This window comes from Chitinimonas naiadis (assembly GCF_054780835.1).
On sequence record NZ_BAAGVO010000004.1, the window covers coordinates 917,731 to 934,672 of the forward strand.

At 60.6% G+C, this 16,942-nt stretch carries 23 protein-coding genes; 17 read left to right on the forward strand and 6 right to left on the reverse strand.

Translation table 11 applies throughout. From position 1 onward, the window contains the following. Positions 1-31: 31 nt before the first annotated feature. The 3 genes from ACYVHK_RS10360 to ACYVHK_RS10370 form a co-directional block, all read right to left on the reverse strand. Positions 32-568, reverse strand: coding sequence for a ferritin-like domain-containing protein (locus tag ACYVHK_RS10360; protein ID WP_460530938.1), 537 nt, complete (start codon positions 566-568; stop codon positions 32-34). Positions 569-600: 32 nt separating this feature from the next. Then, positions 601-1,533, reverse strand: coding sequence for an OmpA family protein (locus ACYVHK_RS10365; RefSeq protein WP_460530941.1), 933 nt, complete (start codon positions 1,531-1,533; stop codon positions 601-603). Between the two features lie 86 nt (positions 1,534-1,619). Beyond that, positions 1,620-1,997 (reverse strand): DUF4398 domain-containing protein, encoded by a 378-nt coding sequence (locus ACYVHK_RS10370; protein ID WP_460530944.1) that lies wholly within the window; start codon positions 1,995-1,997, stop codon positions 1,620-1,622. 249 nt (positions 1,998-2,246) lie between these two features. On the opposite strand from ACYVHK_RS10370, the gene ACYVHK_RS10375 reads away from it, so the two are divergent. The 10 genes from ACYVHK_RS10375 (at position 2,247) to ACYVHK_RS10420 (ending at position 9,561) form a co-directional block, all read left to right on the forward strand. Further along, on the forward strand, positions 2,247-2,957 hold the full coding sequence (locus tag ACYVHK_RS10375) for a Crp/Fnr family transcriptional regulator (RefSeq protein ID WP_460530947.1): 711 nt from the start codon (positions 2,247-2,249) through the stop codon (positions 2,955-2,957). Positions 2,958-3,168: 211 nt separating this feature from the next. Further along, positions 3,169-3,393 carry a CsbD family protein gene (locus ACYVHK_RS10380; RefSeq protein ID WP_460530950.1) on the forward strand — a complete coding sequence of 75 codons (225 nt, stop codon included), beginning with the start codon at positions 3,169-3,171 and terminating at the stop codon, positions 3,391-3,393. 49 nt (positions 3,394-3,442) lie between these two features. Further along, positions 3,443-3,697 (forward strand): GlsB/YeaQ/YmgE family stress response membrane protein, encoded by a 255-nt coding sequence (locus ACYVHK_RS10385; protein WP_460530953.1) that lies wholly within the window; start codon positions 3,443-3,445, stop codon positions 3,695-3,697. Between the two features lie 72 nt (positions 3,698-3,769). After that, positions 3,770-4,084, forward strand: a complete 315-nt coding sequence (locus ACYVHK_RS10390; RefSeq protein WP_460530956.1) for a BON domain-containing protein — start codon at positions 3,770-3,772, stop codon at positions 4,082-4,084. Positions 4,085-4,286: 202 nt separating this feature from the next. Next, on the forward strand, positions 4,287-4,694 hold the full coding sequence (locus tag ACYVHK_RS10395) for a hypothetical protein (protein ID WP_460530959.1): 408 nt from the start codon (positions 4,287-4,289) through the stop codon (positions 4,692-4,694). Between the two features lie 350 nt (positions 4,695-5,044). Next, positions 5,045-5,974: a hypothetical protein gene (locus tag ACYVHK_RS10400; RefSeq protein WP_460530962.1), complete on the forward strand. Its 930-nt coding sequence runs from the start codon at positions 5,045-5,047 to the stop codon at positions 5,972-5,974. Between the two features lie 346 nt (positions 5,975-6,320). Beyond that, positions 6,321-6,719, forward strand: a complete 399-nt coding sequence (locus ACYVHK_RS10405) for a hypothetical protein (protein ID WP_460530965.1) — start codon at positions 6,321-6,323, stop codon at positions 6,717-6,719. A gap of 60 nt (positions 6,720-6,779) precedes the next feature. After that, positions 6,780-7,934 (forward strand): CE1 family esterase, encoded by a 1,155-nt coding sequence (locus ACYVHK_RS10410; RefSeq protein ID WP_460530968.1) that lies wholly within the window; start codon positions 6,780-6,782, stop codon positions 7,932-7,934. Positions 7,935-8,105: 171 nt separating this feature from the next. Continuing rightward, positions 8,106-8,618: a CsbD family protein gene (locus ACYVHK_RS10415; protein ID WP_460530971.1), complete on the forward strand. Its 513-nt coding sequence runs from the start codon at positions 8,106-8,108 to the stop codon at positions 8,616-8,618. Positions 8,619-8,727: 109 nt separating this feature from the next. Further along, complete coding sequence (locus tag ACYVHK_RS10420; RefSeq protein WP_460530974.1) at positions 8,728-9,561, forward strand: BON domain-containing protein; 834 nt, start codon at positions 8,728-8,730, stop codon at positions 9,559-9,561. A gap of 69 nt (positions 9,562-9,630) precedes the next feature. On the opposite strand, the gene ACYVHK_RS10425 is transcribed toward ACYVHK_RS10420, so the two are convergent. From ACYVHK_RS10425 to ACYVHK_RS10435, 3 genes are all read right to left on the reverse strand, one after another. Continuing rightward, positions 9,631-10,698 carry an OmpA family protein gene (locus ACYVHK_RS10425; RefSeq protein ID WP_460530977.1) on the reverse strand — a complete coding sequence of 356 codons (1,068 nt, stop codon included), beginning with the start codon at positions 10,696-10,698 and terminating at the stop codon, positions 9,631-9,633. A 68-nt stretch (positions 10,699-10,766) separates the two neighbouring features. Beyond that, positions 10,767-11,312, reverse strand: a complete 546-nt coding sequence (locus ACYVHK_RS10430) for a hypothetical protein (protein WP_460530980.1) — start codon at positions 11,310-11,312, stop codon at positions 10,767-10,769. 259 nt (positions 11,313-11,571) lie between these two features. Next, a complete protein-coding gene (locus ACYVHK_RS10435) occupies positions 11,572-12,291 on the reverse strand; it encodes a Crp/Fnr family transcriptional regulator (RefSeq protein WP_460530983.1) in 720 nt (239 codons plus the stop codon). A 248-nt stretch (positions 12,292-12,539) separates the two neighbouring features. Here ACYVHK_RS10435 and ACYVHK_RS10440 point away from each other — a divergent pair, with 248 nt between their 5' ends. The 7 genes from ACYVHK_RS10440 to ACYVHK_RS10470 all read left to right on the forward strand — a co-directional run bounded on the left by ACYVHK_RS10440 (position 12,540) and on the right by ACYVHK_RS10470 (position 16,905). After that, positions 12,540-13,349: a sterol desaturase family protein gene (locus tag ACYVHK_RS10440; RefSeq protein ID WP_460530987.1), complete on the forward strand. Its 810-nt coding sequence runs from the start codon at positions 12,540-12,542 to the stop codon at positions 13,347-13,349. Between the two features lie 12 nt (positions 13,350-13,361). Continuing rightward, positions 13,362-13,649 carry a hypothetical protein gene (locus tag ACYVHK_RS10445; RefSeq protein ID WP_460530990.1) on the forward strand — a complete coding sequence of 96 codons (288 nt, stop codon included), beginning with the start codon at positions 13,362-13,364 and terminating at the stop codon, positions 13,647-13,649. A 32-nt stretch (positions 13,650-13,681) separates the two neighbouring features. After that, entirely contained in the window at positions 13,682-13,840 is a 159-nt protein-coding gene (locus ACYVHK_RS10450; RefSeq protein ID WP_460530993.1) for a DUF3309 domain-containing protein, read from the forward strand. Beyond that, positions 13,837-15,165 (forward strand): PQQ-dependent sugar dehydrogenase, encoded by a 1,329-nt coding sequence (locus ACYVHK_RS10455; RefSeq protein WP_460530996.1) that lies wholly within the window; start codon positions 13,837-13,839, stop codon positions 15,163-15,165. The genes ACYVHK_RS10450 and ACYVHK_RS10455 overlap by 4 nt, the downstream gene beginning before the upstream one ends. A 229-nt stretch (positions 15,166-15,394) precedes the next feature. Next, positions 15,395-15,856 carry an outer membrane lipoprotein gene (locus ACYVHK_RS10460; protein WP_460530999.1) on the forward strand — a complete coding sequence of 154 codons (462 nt, stop codon included), beginning with the start codon at positions 15,395-15,397 and terminating at the stop codon, positions 15,854-15,856. Positions 15,857-16,000: 144 nt separating this feature from the next. Beyond that, positions 16,001-16,309 carry a CsbD family protein gene (locus ACYVHK_RS10465; protein ID WP_460531002.1) on the forward strand — a complete coding sequence of 103 codons (309 nt, stop codon included), beginning with the start codon at positions 16,001-16,003 and terminating at the stop codon, positions 16,307-16,309. A gap of 212 nt (positions 16,310-16,521) precedes the next feature. After that, positions 16,522-16,905 (forward strand): PRC-barrel domain-containing protein, encoded by a 384-nt coding sequence (locus tag ACYVHK_RS10470; protein WP_460531005.1) that lies wholly within the window; start codon positions 16,522-16,524, stop codon positions 16,903-16,905. Positions 16,906-16,942: the final 37 nt, after the last annotated feature.

Here is a 16,942-nt window from a genome sequence, read left to right on the forward strand (position 1 = left end):
GCCTGCATCAGTGCAGACGGTTCTCAATGCATCAGGCCAGCAGGTCGCGCATGTCGTCGGCGTGCTCCTCCTCCATGGCCATGATGCCGACCAGCATGTGTCGGGTGGTCGGGTCAGTCTCACCAATGGCCTCGATCATCTGGCGATAGGCCTCGATGGCGATGCGCTCGGCGATCAGGTTGGCCTTGATCATGGCCTGGATGGTGGATGAATCGTCGTACTCGGCGTGGCTACGCAGCATCAAGGTGGCTGGATTGAAATCCGGCTGGCCATTGAGCTGCACGATGCGTTCGGCCAGCAGATCTGCATGCGCCTGTTCATCCAGCGCATGCTGCAGAAACTCCGACTTGATCGGCCCGTTCTGCAGGCCGGTCACCGTAAAGTAGTGCCGCTTGTAACGCAGTATGCAGACCAGTTCGGTCGCCAATGCAGCATTGAGCATGGTAACCACGGCTTCGCAATTGGCCCGGTAGCCCACTGTCACGGCACCGTCGCCAATGTCGTTGGCTGCAGCACGAATGGCACCGGTATCCAGGCCGACGCTCAACTCTCTCTGTACCGCTTGCATGGTGATTTCCTTATGCCTGGTATTGGACGGGTTCAACGCTGGCTGACCTTGCCGTTATCATCCGACAGAACGATCTCGACCCGCCGGTTCAACTGGCGGCTGGCACTGGTGTCGTTACCCGCGACCGGGTTGGACTCGCCATAGCCTCGACTCGTGATTCGGGCTCCCGCAATCCCCATCGATTGCAGCGTATTGCGTACCGAGCCCGCACGACGCTCCGACAACTCCTGATTGTGGGCGTCGCTACCGGTACTGTCGGTATATCCCTCCACCAGCACGGTGCGCTGGGGGTTCTGCTGCAACAGGTCTGCCAGTTTCTGAGTGGTACGCATACCATCTGAATTCAGGCTTGCCACATCGGTACCGAACAGTACGTCACCCAGCGTGATCACGATGCCACGCTCGGTCTTTCTGGCTTGCAGCTCGGCCAGTTGCATCTCCAGCATGACGCCACGAGCCTGGGCATCCTGCGCCTTGCGCTGTGCCTCGGCGGTTTCACCCATGGCGAGCTGGGCGTTCAGATTGGCCTGATCGGCGCTGGCGCGGGCTTGATCCGCATTCGCCTTCGATTGCACCGCGCTCAACTTGGCCTGGTCAGCCTCCTGGGTACGCTGATCCAGCCGCATCTGGTCACGCTCCTTGCCGGCGCTGGCTACCAGGGCCTCCGCTGCGCGCCGCTTGGCGACTTCCTGGGTCATGGCGATCTTCTGCTTGGCCACATAGGCCAGCTTGTCTATCCGCTCCGTGCCACGATCCTTGTCGGCAGCATCGTTGGCCTCTGCCAGGGCGTCGCCGGCCTGCTTCAGCTCCAGCTGGGCATAGGTTGCAACCTGTGGGTTGTTCTGTGCCATCACATAGTCAGTCCGGGTCTGATCAAGCAGACTGGTGGTCCTGGGCATACTGCCGCAGGCGGCCAGCAACACAGCCGTCAACAATAAAGTGGGCTTGAAGGGAAAACGTTTCATGATCTGATCCTTGAAAGTACGGCCCCGCCCCTCTCCGCATGGCACATGCCATGGGCGTCGCGTTGCCGGAAAAAAGCTGGCTGGCCTTACTTGCTGCTACGGTCCAGTTCTTCGCGCAGTACGCGGATATCGTCCTGCAGGGCATCGGCCGCAATCTGCGCCTTGGCGGAGGTCGCCTTGCTCTGCGCAAGCTTGGCATCGGCCTGCGCCTGGTTGGCGAGATCCCCCGCAAGCTTGTAGTCCTTGTCCAGCATGGCCTTCTGGGCGCGCTGCATCTTCTCGCGCGCCAGGCTCATCTCGACCGGGGCGTACTGCGTGCCCCCAGCCCCGGCAGCGTTTTCCACCGCGGCGGCGGAAACTGCTACCTCAGCCGTTGCAGGTGCTTTCTGACTGGCGCAGCCGACGATCAATACCACCGCGCCACCACAGACAACATTTAACCAACGTGTTGAATTACTGCTCATGATCTTGCCCCGGTAAATAGAACTTGAATGCGGGATTGCCTCAATGGCAGCAGTTATAGACGCGTTCAAGGCCGGGCTTCGGTACGTTGGCGCACATAACAGGCGCTTTCTTTACAGGGAGTGGCGTACACCGGCAGCCAGCGGAGCCAGCGCATTTGTACGCTAGCGCGCAGACAAGCCTATTCAATGCTCTCAGGCTCCTCTCGCACAAGCCGGACCACCGGCATCCACCCATCGAGGAGACCCTGCATGCTGCCCATCGTGTCCGCCCCTGTCGCCAACCGTCTGCTCACCGCCCTGCCCCGACGGGACAGGCACCACCTGCTGGCCGCCTGCGAGCCGGTCGAGCTGCGCTTTGCCGAGGTCCTGGCCGAGCCAGGCGAACGGATACGCAAGGTCTATTTCCCAACACGCAGCGTGATCTCGCTGGCCAGCCCTGCCGAAGGCAGAACCAGCCTGGGTCTGGGCCTGATCGGGAACGAAGGCATGCTGGGTCTGCCCCTGGTGCTGGGTGTCGCCGTCTCACAATGGCATGCACTGGTCCAGAATAGTGGGTCCGCACTACGAATGGAGCGGAGCCTGTTCAGCCGCGAGCTGGAACAGAGCCCCGCCTTGCAGCGTGGCTTGAGACGCTATCTCTATGTGGTGATGGGACAGCAGGCCCAGGCCGTGGCCTGCAACCGCTTTCATGTAGTGGTGGAGCGCCTGGCGCGCTGGCTGCTGATGACACAGGACAAAACCCACTCGGACGATTTTCATGTCACGCACGAGTTCCTGGCGCACATGCTGGGCGTACGACGGGTCGGCGTCACCCGCGCAGCCAGTTCATTGCAGGATCAGCATCTGATCCGTTACAGCCGTGGCGACATCACGATACTGGACCGCTCCGGACTGGAGCAGGCCGCGTGTGGCTGCTATGAGGCGGACGAGACCGCCTACGAGGGCATGGTTGCCCTGTGAACGGTCGGCACAGGCTCGCTGACAAGGCGCCAGCTTTCCGGTCCCGTACCACGGAGTACGGCGCACTTCTCCCTATGTGCTCCAGCGTACCGACTGCGCCATTTCCTGCGCCTAGGCTCTGCCCATCATCGGGCAGATATCCACAACATGGCGTAAGCGCCGACCCGTCCCGATCCATGTATGGCAAGCAAGTTCAACCAGGAGCAGGTCGATGGACTGGGAAATGGTGGAAGGCAACTGGCAATCCTACAAGCCCAAGGTAAGAGCGCAATGGCGGCATCTCACAGAGGAAGCCCTGGACAGTATCGCCGGCAGACGGACAGCACTCGGTCGTCGCCTGCAGGAAGCCTACTGCATCTCCTATGCCGAGGCCGAGCGCGAGATCCGTCACTTCGAAGAAATCAACCTCGCGAACTGGCCCAGGAACATCAATTAACGCAGGTACGGCGCAAACCTCGCCAACACCCACCCCACAGGAGTACATCATGTCCCTACTCGCCTGGATCATCCTCGGCCTTGTGGCCGGGTTCATCGCCAGCAAACTCGTCAACCACTCAGGGCAAGGCCTGGTCCTGGATTTCGTACTGGGCGTCATCGGTGCCGTGTTTGGCGGCTGGATGTTCACCAGCTTCGGCATGGCAGGTGTGACCGGCTTCAATCTCTACAGCTTGCTGGTCGCCGTGATCGGCGCCGCAGTCCTGCTGATGATCTATCACGGCATCGCCCGCAGCAGCGAGTAGTGCCGAGGCCATTGAACAAACTGGTGGCGACATGCCATCCATCCCGCCTCATCTCTTACTGGAGTACAGCTCATGAAACACCCTGGCAAACTGCTTTCCGTCCTCTTCCTATCCACCGCATTGCTATCCGTCGTCGGCTGCGCCTCCTCACCCCGGCATGAAGGCACGGGCGAGTATGTGGATGACAGCCTGATCACTACCAAGGTCAAGGCTGCTGTCCTGAATGAACCCTCGCTGAAGGTCGCCGAGATCAATGTTGAAACCTTCAAGGGCGTGGTACAGCTCAGCGGCTTTGTCAGCTCTCAAGCGGCCGCCAGCAAGGCGGTGGAAGTCACCCGCAAGGTCGGTGGCGTGAAATCAGTCAAGGACGACATGCGGGTGAAATAGGCTTTTATCGGTACGACGTTGTTGGCATGAGGGCTCGCTACCTGCTAGGTAGCGAGCCTCTTTTTTTGACGGCTGCAGGTACGTGGGGCCCACTATGCGTCCCTGCGCACGGACACAGAAACCCGGACCCGGCATCGTTCGCCTTCCTTCCCCCCGTCCTGGCGCAATACCGCGAGCAAGGCGGATACAACCCGAGGTCACCATGAACAAACCCACAGAACTGCACACACCCCACGGTAACAACAAGGCCGAGCACGACCAGAAACTGGCCACGACAGAACTTGATGACAAGGCTGGCGCCAAGGATACGACCAGGGCGTCCGTGACCTATACCGCAGGCAAGGATGGCTTGCACGGTGCTCGCGTGACGGATGAACAGGGCGGAGTGGAACTGCCGAACCCCTTCGCCTACAGCACCGCGCTCAGCCGGGGCATACAGCAGTACTTCGAGATGATGGAACACCACACGGTGCAATACTTCACCGCGCTGGAAAGCTTCTTCGCCGCCCTGCGCGCCCCGGCCATGGAACAACTGGAAAAGCAGCTGGATGAATGGCAGGCCAGTACTAATAGCTATCGGCTCGCGCTAGCCAGAAAGCCAAACGAATAACCTGGAAAATTCGCCCGCTGGTGCTCCCCTCTCCGGACGGGCAAGCCAGGTATCACCTGCACCGCCCCGCTCACCGAGCGGGGCGGTGCGTCATTGGTAGCCGGAAACGGGCTTTTGTCCCCTATTGCGGCCTGAAGAAGGCAAATGGGCAACCGGGCACCGTGCATGTGATCGCGCGTGAGTACACACGGCAGCCGATGCAGGCGAGCAACCGTCGTCCTGTACGTAGCACAACATCCCTATGATCGCTAGCGAACAGACATGCTATCCGACCTTGCGTGATCATGCCCGCAGGCTATCCATCGTGCAGACCTGCCACGTTAGCGGTGGACAGCCCGCTGAGGGTTGCCATGAATATTGCTACCGAACTGACCACCTATACCACCAGCGAGCGCGAAGCCGCTTCAGTCCCCGCGCCGTTAACCAGCGCGGTCTCCTGGGCTGCCATCATTGCGGGTGCCGTGGTCGCGGCAGCGCTGTCGCTTATGTTGCTGCTATTGGGCATGGGGCTGGATCTCTCCACGATGTCTCCCTGGGTACGCAGCAGTATCGGGACCCGCACCATCGCCTGGTCAACCATTCTCTGGCTCATGACCTCCCATATGTTCGCGGCTGCCTGCGGCGGCTATATCACAGCCCGTCTCTGTTGTCGCTGGCGCGGCGAGGATGACGATGAGATCTATTTCCGGGACAGCGCACATGGCCTGCTGGCCTGGTCATTGGCCGCGTTGATCACGGCAGTCCTGCTGACTCCCAGTATCGAATCGCTGCTTACCCCCGCAGGGCGTGCTGGCTCTCCGGCTGCAGTGCAGGCCAAGCCGGATATCCCGGCCGATGCCCTGCCAGACACCGGCCGGGACATGGCTTACGAGGTGGACTTGCTATTTCGCCGAAACACCACCGTGACTCGCGCTTACCCACAAGGTCCGTTGAAGTATCCAGCTGAGGTCCCCTCTCCCCATTTGTCGGCAGAGGTCACTCGCATTCTGCTGAACGCCCTCGATAGCCACGGCCTGCCAGAAGGAGATATCCGCTACGTGGGCCAAGTGATCGCGCCGTATACCGGCTTGCCGCAAGCGGTAGCAGAACAACGGGTGAAAGATAGCTTCGAGACCATCCAGGCCAAACTAAATATGCAGACCGTTACCTTGCAGGAAGCATTGAAGCGCGACCAGAAAAACACAGCCAACTCCATGCTATGGCTATTCATCGCGGTACTGATGGGCGCATTTGTCGCCTGTGTGGCGGCTATCTGGGGAGGACAACACCGTGATCACTGATCGCTCCTTTCATCGTCCCGACGCGGCTGACATGCGTGCGGTCTTTCTCTATGTACTGGGCGTACCCATTCCCGTATTTGTCCTGATCGCCATGTTCCTGCACTAATCAAGCAGGAATGAATTTCCTCCTGCCGCCTCACAACCCTCGGCTGGCCTGGATTCGGCACGCCTATCCTCGCCCAGCCGCCTCCTGGGTCGCCGACAGGCAATGAAATCAATCCACTACCGCTCAGGATTTCGCTTGACCCCGTCCCGCATCGGCCTATTATCACCATCCATATGGATGGTATTTGGATGGAATATGGAATCCGTAGGCGTAAAACTTCAATACCAAGGAGAGACTGGTTTGCGAGCAAAAGCGGGTGAGACGGAGAAGATGACGATCAACCTGGGCGTCGTCGACCTCGGGCAGATCGATCTGCTGGTGCAGGAAGGGTTCTATTCCAACCGGACGGATTTTCTGCGGACGGCCACCCGCAACCTGCTGGCCACGCATGCCGAAGTCGTCCGGCAGACCATCGCCCGCAAGACGCTGGTGCTGGGTCTGCAGCACTACGACCGGAAGGCGCTGGAAGCAGTCCGGCAGCGCGGCGAGCAACTGCAAATACATGTGGTGGGCTTGGCGAGCATAGGTGACGACGTGCCACCCGAACTTGCCTTGGCCACGATCGCTTCCATCTACGTACTGGGCGTATTGCAGGCAGGGGAAGCCGTCCGGAGGGCACTGGGCGAACGGATACATTGAACGGGGCAACGCTGGTGACCATCCCGGTCCCCGGCAGCCGCCCAACCGGAAAGGCTAGTCATGACCATGAATATGGAAAGTCTGCTGCGAGAAGCCACGCGCCTCACCACGGCGGGCAGGCTGATGGATGCGACCGAACTGATACAGCGCAAGCTGCAAGCCAAGGGATCGGTGCCTGCAACCTTCTCTACAGAGGCGGATAGTCGCCCACCATTGGACGGCAGCTATACCGTGGTCGAGCCCGCGCCAAGACAACACGGCAATCCCGACAAAGAAAGGATGGCCGATGCCGTGCCACGGACCGAACCAGCAGGGAAGACTGGCGAGGGGCGCTTTCTCGCCGGCCGCTTCAGTGGCACAGCAGGTAGCCGCAACTATAAGCTCTATATACCGTCGGGTCCGCTTGACCAGCCCCTGCCACTGATCGTGATGCTGCATGGTTGCACCCAGAACCCGGATGACTTTGCCGTCGGCACGCAAATGAACGCCTTGGCCGACGCGCAGCGCTGCTATGTACTCTACCCGGCGCAGACCAGCCAGGCCAACAGCTCCGCCTGCTGGAACTGGTTCAAGGACAGCGATCAGCAACGCGGGCAGGGCGAGCCGGCCATCCTCGCCGGCATGACGCAGGACATGCTGGCACGTTATGCCATCGACTCGGCTCGCGTCTATGTGGCCGGGCTGTCGGCCGGTGGCGCGATGGCGATGATCATGGGTGCGACCTATCCGGATATCTATGCGGCGGTCGGCGTGCATTCCGGCCTGCCCTATGCCGCCGCCAAGGACCTGCCCTCCGCACTGGCCGCGATGCAGGGTCTGGCGGCGATGGCAGGCCTGCAGAAGACCGAACCGGCCCGAGTGAACACACTGCCGACCATTGTTTTTCATGGTGACCGGGATACCACCGTCCACCCGGCCAACGGCGACCGCGTCGTGGCGCAGGCAAGGCCAGCCTCCGCGGACATCGGTGGCGCAGCCCAGCCCTCCAGGCCCGATCACATCCGGCGAGGTCAGGTCCCGGCCGGGCATCGCTATACGGTTTCCAGTTACCACGATGCCCGCCAGCAAGCAGTGATGGAGCACTGGCTGGTGCATGGCGCCGGCCACGCCTGGTCCGGTGGGAACCGACGAGGTAGCTATACCGACCCCAAGGGACCGGATGCCAGCGCGGAGATGCTGCGTTTCTTTCTGGCACAGACCAGGCGGCATGGGTAGCGGTTCGCACTCCAGGCGCAGCCATCGCGTTGTTGATTCCCAGGCGGGGACGTACTACATCGCTCCCTGCTAATGATCGGTAGCGCACCGACACCAGGCACCTGCCAAGGCAAAGTTCAAGGGCCAACCACCCCGCAATCCGCGAGCCGTGGGACACACCGAGAGGCCACCATGAACAAAGCCAAGGAACCGGTCTACATCAAGGGGAGCGAACAGATCGCCTACCCACCCCAGATGCAGCAGCAGGGGCTTGTCAACCTGCCTACCGACCCGGAGGATCTTGCCGACGCCGTATTCGAGCAACAGGCCTCTTCGGAACAGGCGCAGGAAGACGGGACCTTCTTCGAAGACGAGGATGCCGATCCCGTGGGCGCACCCAACGAGTTGGGCATGCATACGGATAACGACGGCTCTGACTCTGAGAGGCCGCGCCAAGCGTTCAATACCGCGCGATTCGACCCCAGCACCATGGGTACCGTGAAGAGCGATGGCGGCATCAAGCCCGACTGGGAGGACCGAATTGACGCGGCCCGCAGTATCTGGACGGAGCTGTCGGAAGACGAGCTGCTGAAAACCGAGGGACATGAGCAACGTCTTTCCAGCCTGGTACGGCAGTGCTACGGCATCTCCAGTGAGGCCGCCAACCAGCAGGTTCGAGCATTTCTGACTACGCAGCGCTACTAAAGTAAACCATTACCCTCCCGCAAATGAAACTCAGTGCCAAGGGGCAAGTTGGTGGTTCGGGTAGCTGAATCCCAGGCCGGCCCAGGTCTGCCGTACCGGAGACATCATCATGCAACAACGTTCACAGAACACCTGGCTTGCCTTTGGGCTCGTCCTCACAACCATTGGTGGCGCTACCCCGCTTGCCGCCCCCCTGGCCTCGCAGGATGTGATCGATGCGCGGCAGGAGACCCAGATCTGGACGACCTTTGCGCTCAACCCTCACCTGCGCGCGAACGAACTCAAGGTAACCGTACTGGATGGCAAGGCCACATTGACTGGCAAGGTAGAGGAAGGCGTGACCAAGGAACTGGCCAAGCAGATCGCCCTCGGTGTGGCCGGCATCAAGGAGGTCGACAATCAGATCGAGGTACAGCCGGACTACCGGCCACCGACGACAACCAGCAACCGCAGCTATGGTGAATCGATCGAAGATGCGACCATTACGGCGGCCGTGAAGTCCAAGCTGCTCTGGAGCAAGTACGCCAATGGCCTGAGCACCGAAGTGGAAACCCGGCGCGGCAAAGTCACTTTGCAAGGCAAGGCCGATAGCGCCGCCGCCAAGGAGCTGGCAAGCCGGTTGGCGCAGAATACCCGTGGCGTGCAGTATGTCGACAACCAGTTGATTATCGTACCACCCACCTCGACGGTGGGAGAGACTGCTCAGCAGGCCGCGAGCGAAGCAGGCATGGGCATTACCGACAGCTGGATCACCACCAAGGTCAAATCCACCTTTTTGTATTCGAACGAGGTTGCCGGGAACAACATCACCGTCAACACACACGGTGGCATCGTCACACTGACTGGCAAGCTCAATAGCGGCGCAGAACGTGCATTGGCAGTGGAGCTGGCCAAGAATGTACGGGGCGTAAAGCGGGTGCGGTCCTCGGGGCTGATATTTTGATCCTGGGCCATTCCACGCCATGTAAAACGCCAGGCAATCTGCCTGGCGTTCTGTTGTATACGATGCGCCCTACCTGACCAACCTTTCGATCACCATCTGTTCGCTCTCAACCCGGCGATTGGGTTCCAGGCAGCGGATCAGGTCGGCCCGATTGGTATCGGTACAATCCACCTCCGGATGCTGCTCGCCCATGGCCACGGTCAGCAAGCGCGCCGGATCGACCCCTTTATTGGTCAAATAGGTCTTCACCGCATCGGCCCTTTGCTGGGACAATTTCTGGTTGTAGTTGTCCGATCCCAAGCGGTCGGTGTAACCGGAGATGGTGATAGGCCCGAGCTGCGGGTTGCGGATCAATACATCGGCAATCTCATCGAGCTTGGCCTGCGGCAGGTTCAGTGCCGAGCTATCGAACCCGAACAACTCGGTAGACGACAGGGTGTAGCGCTCAAAGCGCGGTGCAGGGGGCGGTATGACCACGGCAACCGGGGATGGTATGGCCGGTGCGGGTAGATATTCGGTACGCGCCACCGGTGTACGGCGGACGGCCTTGTCGAAGGCATAGGTCAGGCCCACGGTCAGCACCGTCGTGTTGGCACGGTTGAAGTTGAATTCATCGCCACGCAGATAGCTGTGCGCACGGCGGACATCGGCCTGCATGCCCCATTGATGGCCAAATGCATACTGCATGCCAACACCGGCATTCACATACGGCGAAGTACGGTCGACCTGGACGCCGGACTGGCTGACCTTGTCCATTTCTGCACCAGCCCCGACCAGTATGAAGGGGCCGAAGCGCCCACGTGAAAACAGGTAGAGCGCATCAATACCGAAGGTGTTCTGCCGATAGCGACCCTCACCATCTCGCACCCTTGAAAACGTGGGGCCGAACTGGATATCCCATGACGGGGCAACCGGCTTGCCCAGGCGTATACCCACCCCTTCGCCACGACGATCGGTCCCGAATCGGTTATCCGGGTCAATACCATTGATGCTGGGCATCAGGTACCAGGAGGGGTTGTAGTCGTCCCGCAATGCATTGCCATCATAAGCGGCGTGTGCTGAGCTACAGGATAAGGCAATGCTCCCGAGCAGCACCGCACTTGCCACGGCACGGTGGCTGGTTTTGATCTGGTTCATTTCAAGCTCCCATGGCGGCCGGCCTGGAGAAGATGCCCATGCAATCCGCATTGGCACCAGTCACATGCTTACTGGTATTTCGCCTTGGCCATGCTGACGCAGGCGCTCTTGGCATCGCCTGCCATGCTGTCGCACTTCTCGGCAGCGACCTTGTAGTCGGCATCCTTTTTGTCAGCGATTGATTCCTTCGCTGCCGCGCCGACTTTCTCGGTCAGCTTGCTGTCGGCCAGTGCCTTGGTGTGTACTGCCTTGGCCTCAGTCCGGCAGACGTCCTTGGCATTGCCAGCCTTTTCGTCGCACATTTCCTTGGCAACCGCAAAGGTCGCATCGGCCTTGGCGACAGAGAGCTTGATGCCATCGCCGGGCTTGCTCGAATAGCGATATTCCAGCTCGGCCTTGGCAATCTTTTCCTTACCGCTGACTTGCTCCTTGCAAATGTCCTTCGCATTGCCGCTATCGCTGCTGCAGGCGGCCTTGTCGCGCTTGTAATCGGCGCTGATGCGGTCCTTGGCGGTACCGTAGTCGGTCTTGTTCATGGTGGCGGCATAGACGCTGGAGACGACGAACAAGGCGGCAACGGTCATGGCCAGTTTGCCGTGTTGATGGGTATTCATGATGTGATTCCTCTTGGTAGGTGACGGGAGCGAGGCAAACATGAATACCAGGCCCATCGCTGGGCATGGGTCATGATCAGACGCCTGCCAGCACGGTGGACGTGTGCCAGGAGAGCGTCTGTGCGTTATCGCACATGGATAGGATGGGATAGTCAGGGCGACGTCGCCCTCGCTGCCGTATCTGCAAGGGGCGGGAATGCGCGGCATGGTGGGCGTCACGACTGGGGCGATGCCCCCGGAGGAAGCTGAAATGAGCGTGCTAGGAGGCCAGGATTTCTGGCAGCAGACGGTCGTATTCTTTCTTGACCACCGCGTAGCACTCGCAGCTGCGCTTTTCCAGTCCTCGACGGTCAAGTATCGAGATATGCCCACGCGAGTATCGGATCAAGCCCACCGCCTGCAACTTCAATGCAGCTTCGGTCACTCCCTCTCGGCGAACACCCAGCATGTTGGCGATCAATTCCTGGGTCATCAGCAATTCGTTGCCTTGCAGACGGTCCAGGCTCAGGAGCAGCCAACGGCATAGCTGTTGGTCCAGCGAATGATGACGGTTACAGACGGCCGTTTGTGCCATCTGCGTGATCAAGGCCTGGGTGTAGCGCAGCAACAGATGCATGGTGGGGCCGGAACGGTTGAACTCATCCTTCAAGGCATGGGCACCCAGCCTGAATCCTTTGCCGGCACTTTGCACCACGGCTCGGCTCGGCGTGGAGCCGCCGCCCATGAACAGCGAGATACCGACTATCCCTTCATTGCCAACGACCGCGATCTCGGCCGAGGCACCGTTCTCCATGACATAAAGCAGGGAGACGATCGCGCTGGTCGGGAAATACACATGGCTCATCTTGCCGCCCGATTCGTACAGCACATCACCGAGCGCGAGATCGACGGGTTCGAGCTGCGTGCGCCAGCGCTCCCATTCCGCTGGCGGCAACATCGCCAGTAAACGATTCTTCTTCGGGTCAAATACCAGATTCATTACGCCCCTCCCTGGTCAGATTGAAGCTCCCGGCGACATTGGCCGGGAGTCGTTTGACCTCAGCAGCTTACGCGGACAACGACAGCGCTTATGTACGCTACCGCACATAAGCGCCGTCCCACGCGCGAGGACTGCCGCTTCTCCGATATTCGGCCGCCTGTGCGCTGGCGTACAGACCGCATGTCGCCACACGCCTAGCTTCAGCCGCACAGTCCTTCCGCTACCCGATCCTGCCACGGAGAATTCCCATGCCCCTGTTTGCGCTAGAACACAGCAAGGCGGCTTATCACGCCGACTTTGCCGCCTATGGTGCGAGCGTTCTACTGCTGGCAGGCTATCTGCTGCTTGCCAGCCCGGCTGCATGGCATGCCGAGCTGCAATTGCTGACGCTGCTGGGCCTCTTGAGCTGGAGCGCAATCGAATACGCCTTGCACCGCTTTGTGCTGCATGGGCTGGAGCCGTTTCGTCGCTGGCATACCGCCCATCACCAGCGCCCGAATGCATTGATCTGCGCCCCGACAGTGTTGAGCGCCAGTCTGATCGGCACGCTGGTGTTCCTCCCAACCCTGCTGCTGGGTACGGCGTGGCACGCCGCCGCATTGACACTCGGGGTGCTGGGTGGCTATCTGTTCTATGCGATCACCCATCACGCCACCCACCACTGGCGCGCCCACCATCCCTGGCTGGTGCGGCGCCGCTATTGGCATGCGGTGCACCACAACCGTAGCGGCAAAGCGGGCAGCTACGGCGTCACCACCACCTATTGGGACCAACTACTGGGGACTTATATCGGCCAGCCCCATTCCCACCAGCGCTCGACCTGGGATCTCGCCGTCGCGGCTTGTCTCGCCCTGATCGTGGCGTATGGCCTCTACCTGGCGTGGTTCATTTCCCGCTGGTGGTGCCTGGCAGCGGTACTCAGTGGCTTGCTGCTGCTTTACCTATCGCGGCGCCAGGCAACCAGGAACGCGACCTGCGCTGTCTTACCCTCTTCCACCCACCGCGTGCGTTCGGCGAAACGAACCCTGCCGGTACCCCACCCCATCACTCATCCATAAAGGGAATCAACCATGACCCAGTACCTACTACTTGGCGGCTTTCTGTCCACGCTGGCGCTTACCGGCTGCGAACGACCGGTCATCGTCACCACCCAACCCACCCCGGTCGCCGTCCCAGGCCCGGCCGGCGCACAAGGTGTTGCGGGGAGCCAGGGCGCACAGGGCAATCAAGGAAACGACGGCAACCAGGGTGACAAAGGCAAGCCGGGAGTGGACACCACCACGGTGATCGTCACCCCACCTGCGCCACCGCCCGAGCATGAGCCGGAAATGTCGCCTAAGCCGACCACGCCCAATTAAAGGCGCCCTGACAGGACGCCAAGGAGAAAATCATGAGTTTGGGAACCCTGTTGTTGCTATTGCTAGTCCTGGTACTGGTTAGCGTGCTGCCAAGCTGGCCCCATAGCCGTGGCTGGGGCTACGGGCCCAGTGGCGGATTGGGTTTGGTTGTGATTGTGCTGGCCGTATTGATGCTGACGGGCAGGCTGTGAACACCGCAGCGCGCCCGCTTGCCGCGCCAGTAGCGCTGCTGGCCGCCTGGCTGCTCACGGCCTGTGGAGAGACCGCCACCTTACCGCTGGCCGATGGGACAGGCCCCCAGCCTGTCCTTCCACCACCGAACCCAACGCTGATCCCCACGATCAATATTGCGCCGGCCCGAGGCTGGGCCAATGGCGCAATACCCAACGGGACAGTGGGTACCCAGGTCACCCTCTTCGCCAGCGGTCTGGACCACCCACGCTGGCTGTATGTGCTACCCAATGGCGATGTACTGGTAGCAGAAACCAACGCGCCCCCCAAACCCGACGACGGCAATGGCCTCAAGGGCTGGGTGATGGGCTTGTTCATGAAAAGCGCGGGTGCAGGGGTACCCAGCGCCAATCGCATCATGCTGCTGCGCGATACCGATGGGGACGGAATTGCCGATCAACGTTCGGTGCTGCTGGCTGGATTGAATTCGCCGTTTGGCATGGCGCTGATCGGCCATGATCTCTATATCGCTAATTCTGATGCCGTTATGCGATTCCCCTACTCGCCCGGCGACACACGCATCGACAGCGTGGGCGGCGTGGTAGTCGCGCTACCCGCCGGTAACATCAACCATCACTGGACCAAGAACCTGATCCTCAGCCAGGATGGCCTCAAGCTCTATGTCACTGTCGGCTCCAACAGCAATGTGGCGGAACGTGGCATGGCAGAGGAAGCCGGGCGCGCGGCGATCTGGGAGGTGGATATTGCCAGTGGTGCGCATCGTATCTTCGCCTCTGGCCTGCGCAACCCGAACGGTTTGGCTTGGGAGCCCAGTAGCGGTGCGTTGTGGACCGTGGTGAACGAGCGCGATGAGATCGGCAGCGATCTGGTGCCGGACTATATGACGTCGGTAAAGGACGGTGCCTTCTACGGCTGGCCCTATAGCTACTACGGCCAGCATGTCGATGAAAGGGTCAAGCCGCAGCAACCTGCGCTGGTGGCGAGTGCCATTGCGCCAGACTACGCACTGGGCCCGCATACCGCTTCGTTGGGGCTGGTGGCCGCTGCAGGGAATTCCTTGCCCTCCGCCTTTGCCGAGGGCATGTTCGTTGGGCAGCATGGCTCCTGGAACCGGCGGCCGCACAGCGGCTACAAGGTCGTCTTTGTCCCGTTTGCGCAGGGCAAACCAACAGGCGCGTCGCCAGTCGATGTGCTGACCGGTTTTCTCAGTCCGGATGGCAAGGCCTATGGCCGACCCGTCGGCGTCGCACTCGACAAGCAAGGGGCGCTGCTGGTGGCCGACGACGTGGGTAACGTGGTCTGGCGGGTGACGGCCAGTCATTGAATCGGGCGGTCGCCCAGGTCTGGTGGGATGGGCGGCCTGAACTCACGACGATTGCCACAGTGTTCGAAAACGTACCGACATCCAGCCTACACCAGCCCAAGCTGCGGTCATGTCCCTGACAGGACATGGCGGCCCGGTTAGGCGTAGTGCACGGTGCCGCATCAGGGCGCCTGAGCGGATGAACCTCGACCCGGCGCGATGTGTTACCGCCAGACCATGAGGCCGCGCCATGACTATCCAGAAGCTCACTCAACTCCTTTTCTTCCTCTCCCTCGCCCTGGTGACTTCGTGCGCCGCCAATACGCGCAGGGAAGACCGCTATGCCAGCCATGTCAGTCTGGAACAGCGTCACATCCAGTATGGACGGGTGAGCAATATCGAATCCGTTCCCATAGACAGCCGCAACACCGGTGGCGGTGCAGCGCTAGGCGCCATCGTAGGTGCTGTCATCGGACACCAGATTGGCAGCGGTAGCGGCCGTAGTGTGGCAACTGGCGTGGGTCTGGTGGGCGGTGCTGTGATCGGTAACAGCATGGAGAAGCGCCATGATAGCGACCGGGCCATCTATCGCGTGAGCGTACGCACGGAGGATGGCCGCAACCTGCGATTCGACTATGAACGGATCGACAATCTGCAGGTGGGTGACAAGGTCAGGATTCAGGATGGACAGCTTTATCACGATGACATTTGAGCGCAATGCCTGCCAAGCAGATTATTCGCGATCATAAGCTCGCTACCGTACCGACCGCCTGTTCAGTAAGGATCAAGGTATGACTGTCCGACCCTCCCCGCACCCCGCAATCTGCGGGCCAGGGGATATACCGAGAGGTCTTCCATGAACAAACCCAACGCACCGACACCCAGCAAGAGCGGTACCACGAGCGCCGCCCCGGTCGTACCCAAACCCAGCGGCCAGCAAGGCCCAAATAACCAGGCCAAATCCGACCCCAAGCCGATTGCCGGCAGGTGGGAGCTACAGATCAGCGCAGCCAAGGTTGCCTGGAACAAGCTGACGGAAACGGAGTTGATCAAGTCCGAAGGCCAGGAACAAAAGCTGTCCGGCTTGGTGAAGGAGCGTTACGCCCTCAGTCACGATGAGGCGAACAAACAGGTGAAGGCTTTCTTGCAGAAGCACCCTGCCTGATCGGATTACCAGACCGCCTCAGAGGTCGCTTCACTGAAAAAGAAGCACCGAGGGAGCCGCAATCGCACGCCCCCGCTGAGTTAACCGATCTGGCGTATCCGCGGGAAGGACGCAAACGGTTGTTGCAAGGGGCTTGCCCCGAACCAGCCACCCGATGCTGAGCCTTCCCGTCACCCTTGCCGTTATCAACCTACAAGACAGAGGAATAGCAAATGAACCAGTTACCCGCATTTTCCAACTCACCCGTCAAGGCATCGAGCGTCATCGGCACCGACGTAGTCAACCTGCAGGATGACAAGCTGGGCGACATCAAGGAGATCGTCATTGATCCACACGGCGGTAAGGTCGCCTACGCGGTGGTCTCATTCGGTGGTTTTCTGGGCATGGGAGAGAAGCTGTTCGCCGTGCCGTTCAGCGCACTCAAATACGATGTCAGCAAGAACGAGTACCTGCTGGATGCGTCCAAGGAACGTCTGGAATCGGCACCGGGCTTCGACGATGATAAATGGCCATCGATGGCCGATGAAAAATGGAACCGCGACGTCTACCGGCACTATGATCGTCCGCCCTATTGGGAGTCGACCGGTATGCAATAAACGGCCAGGGGAAAACCGCCCTGCCTTTGCCGGCCGC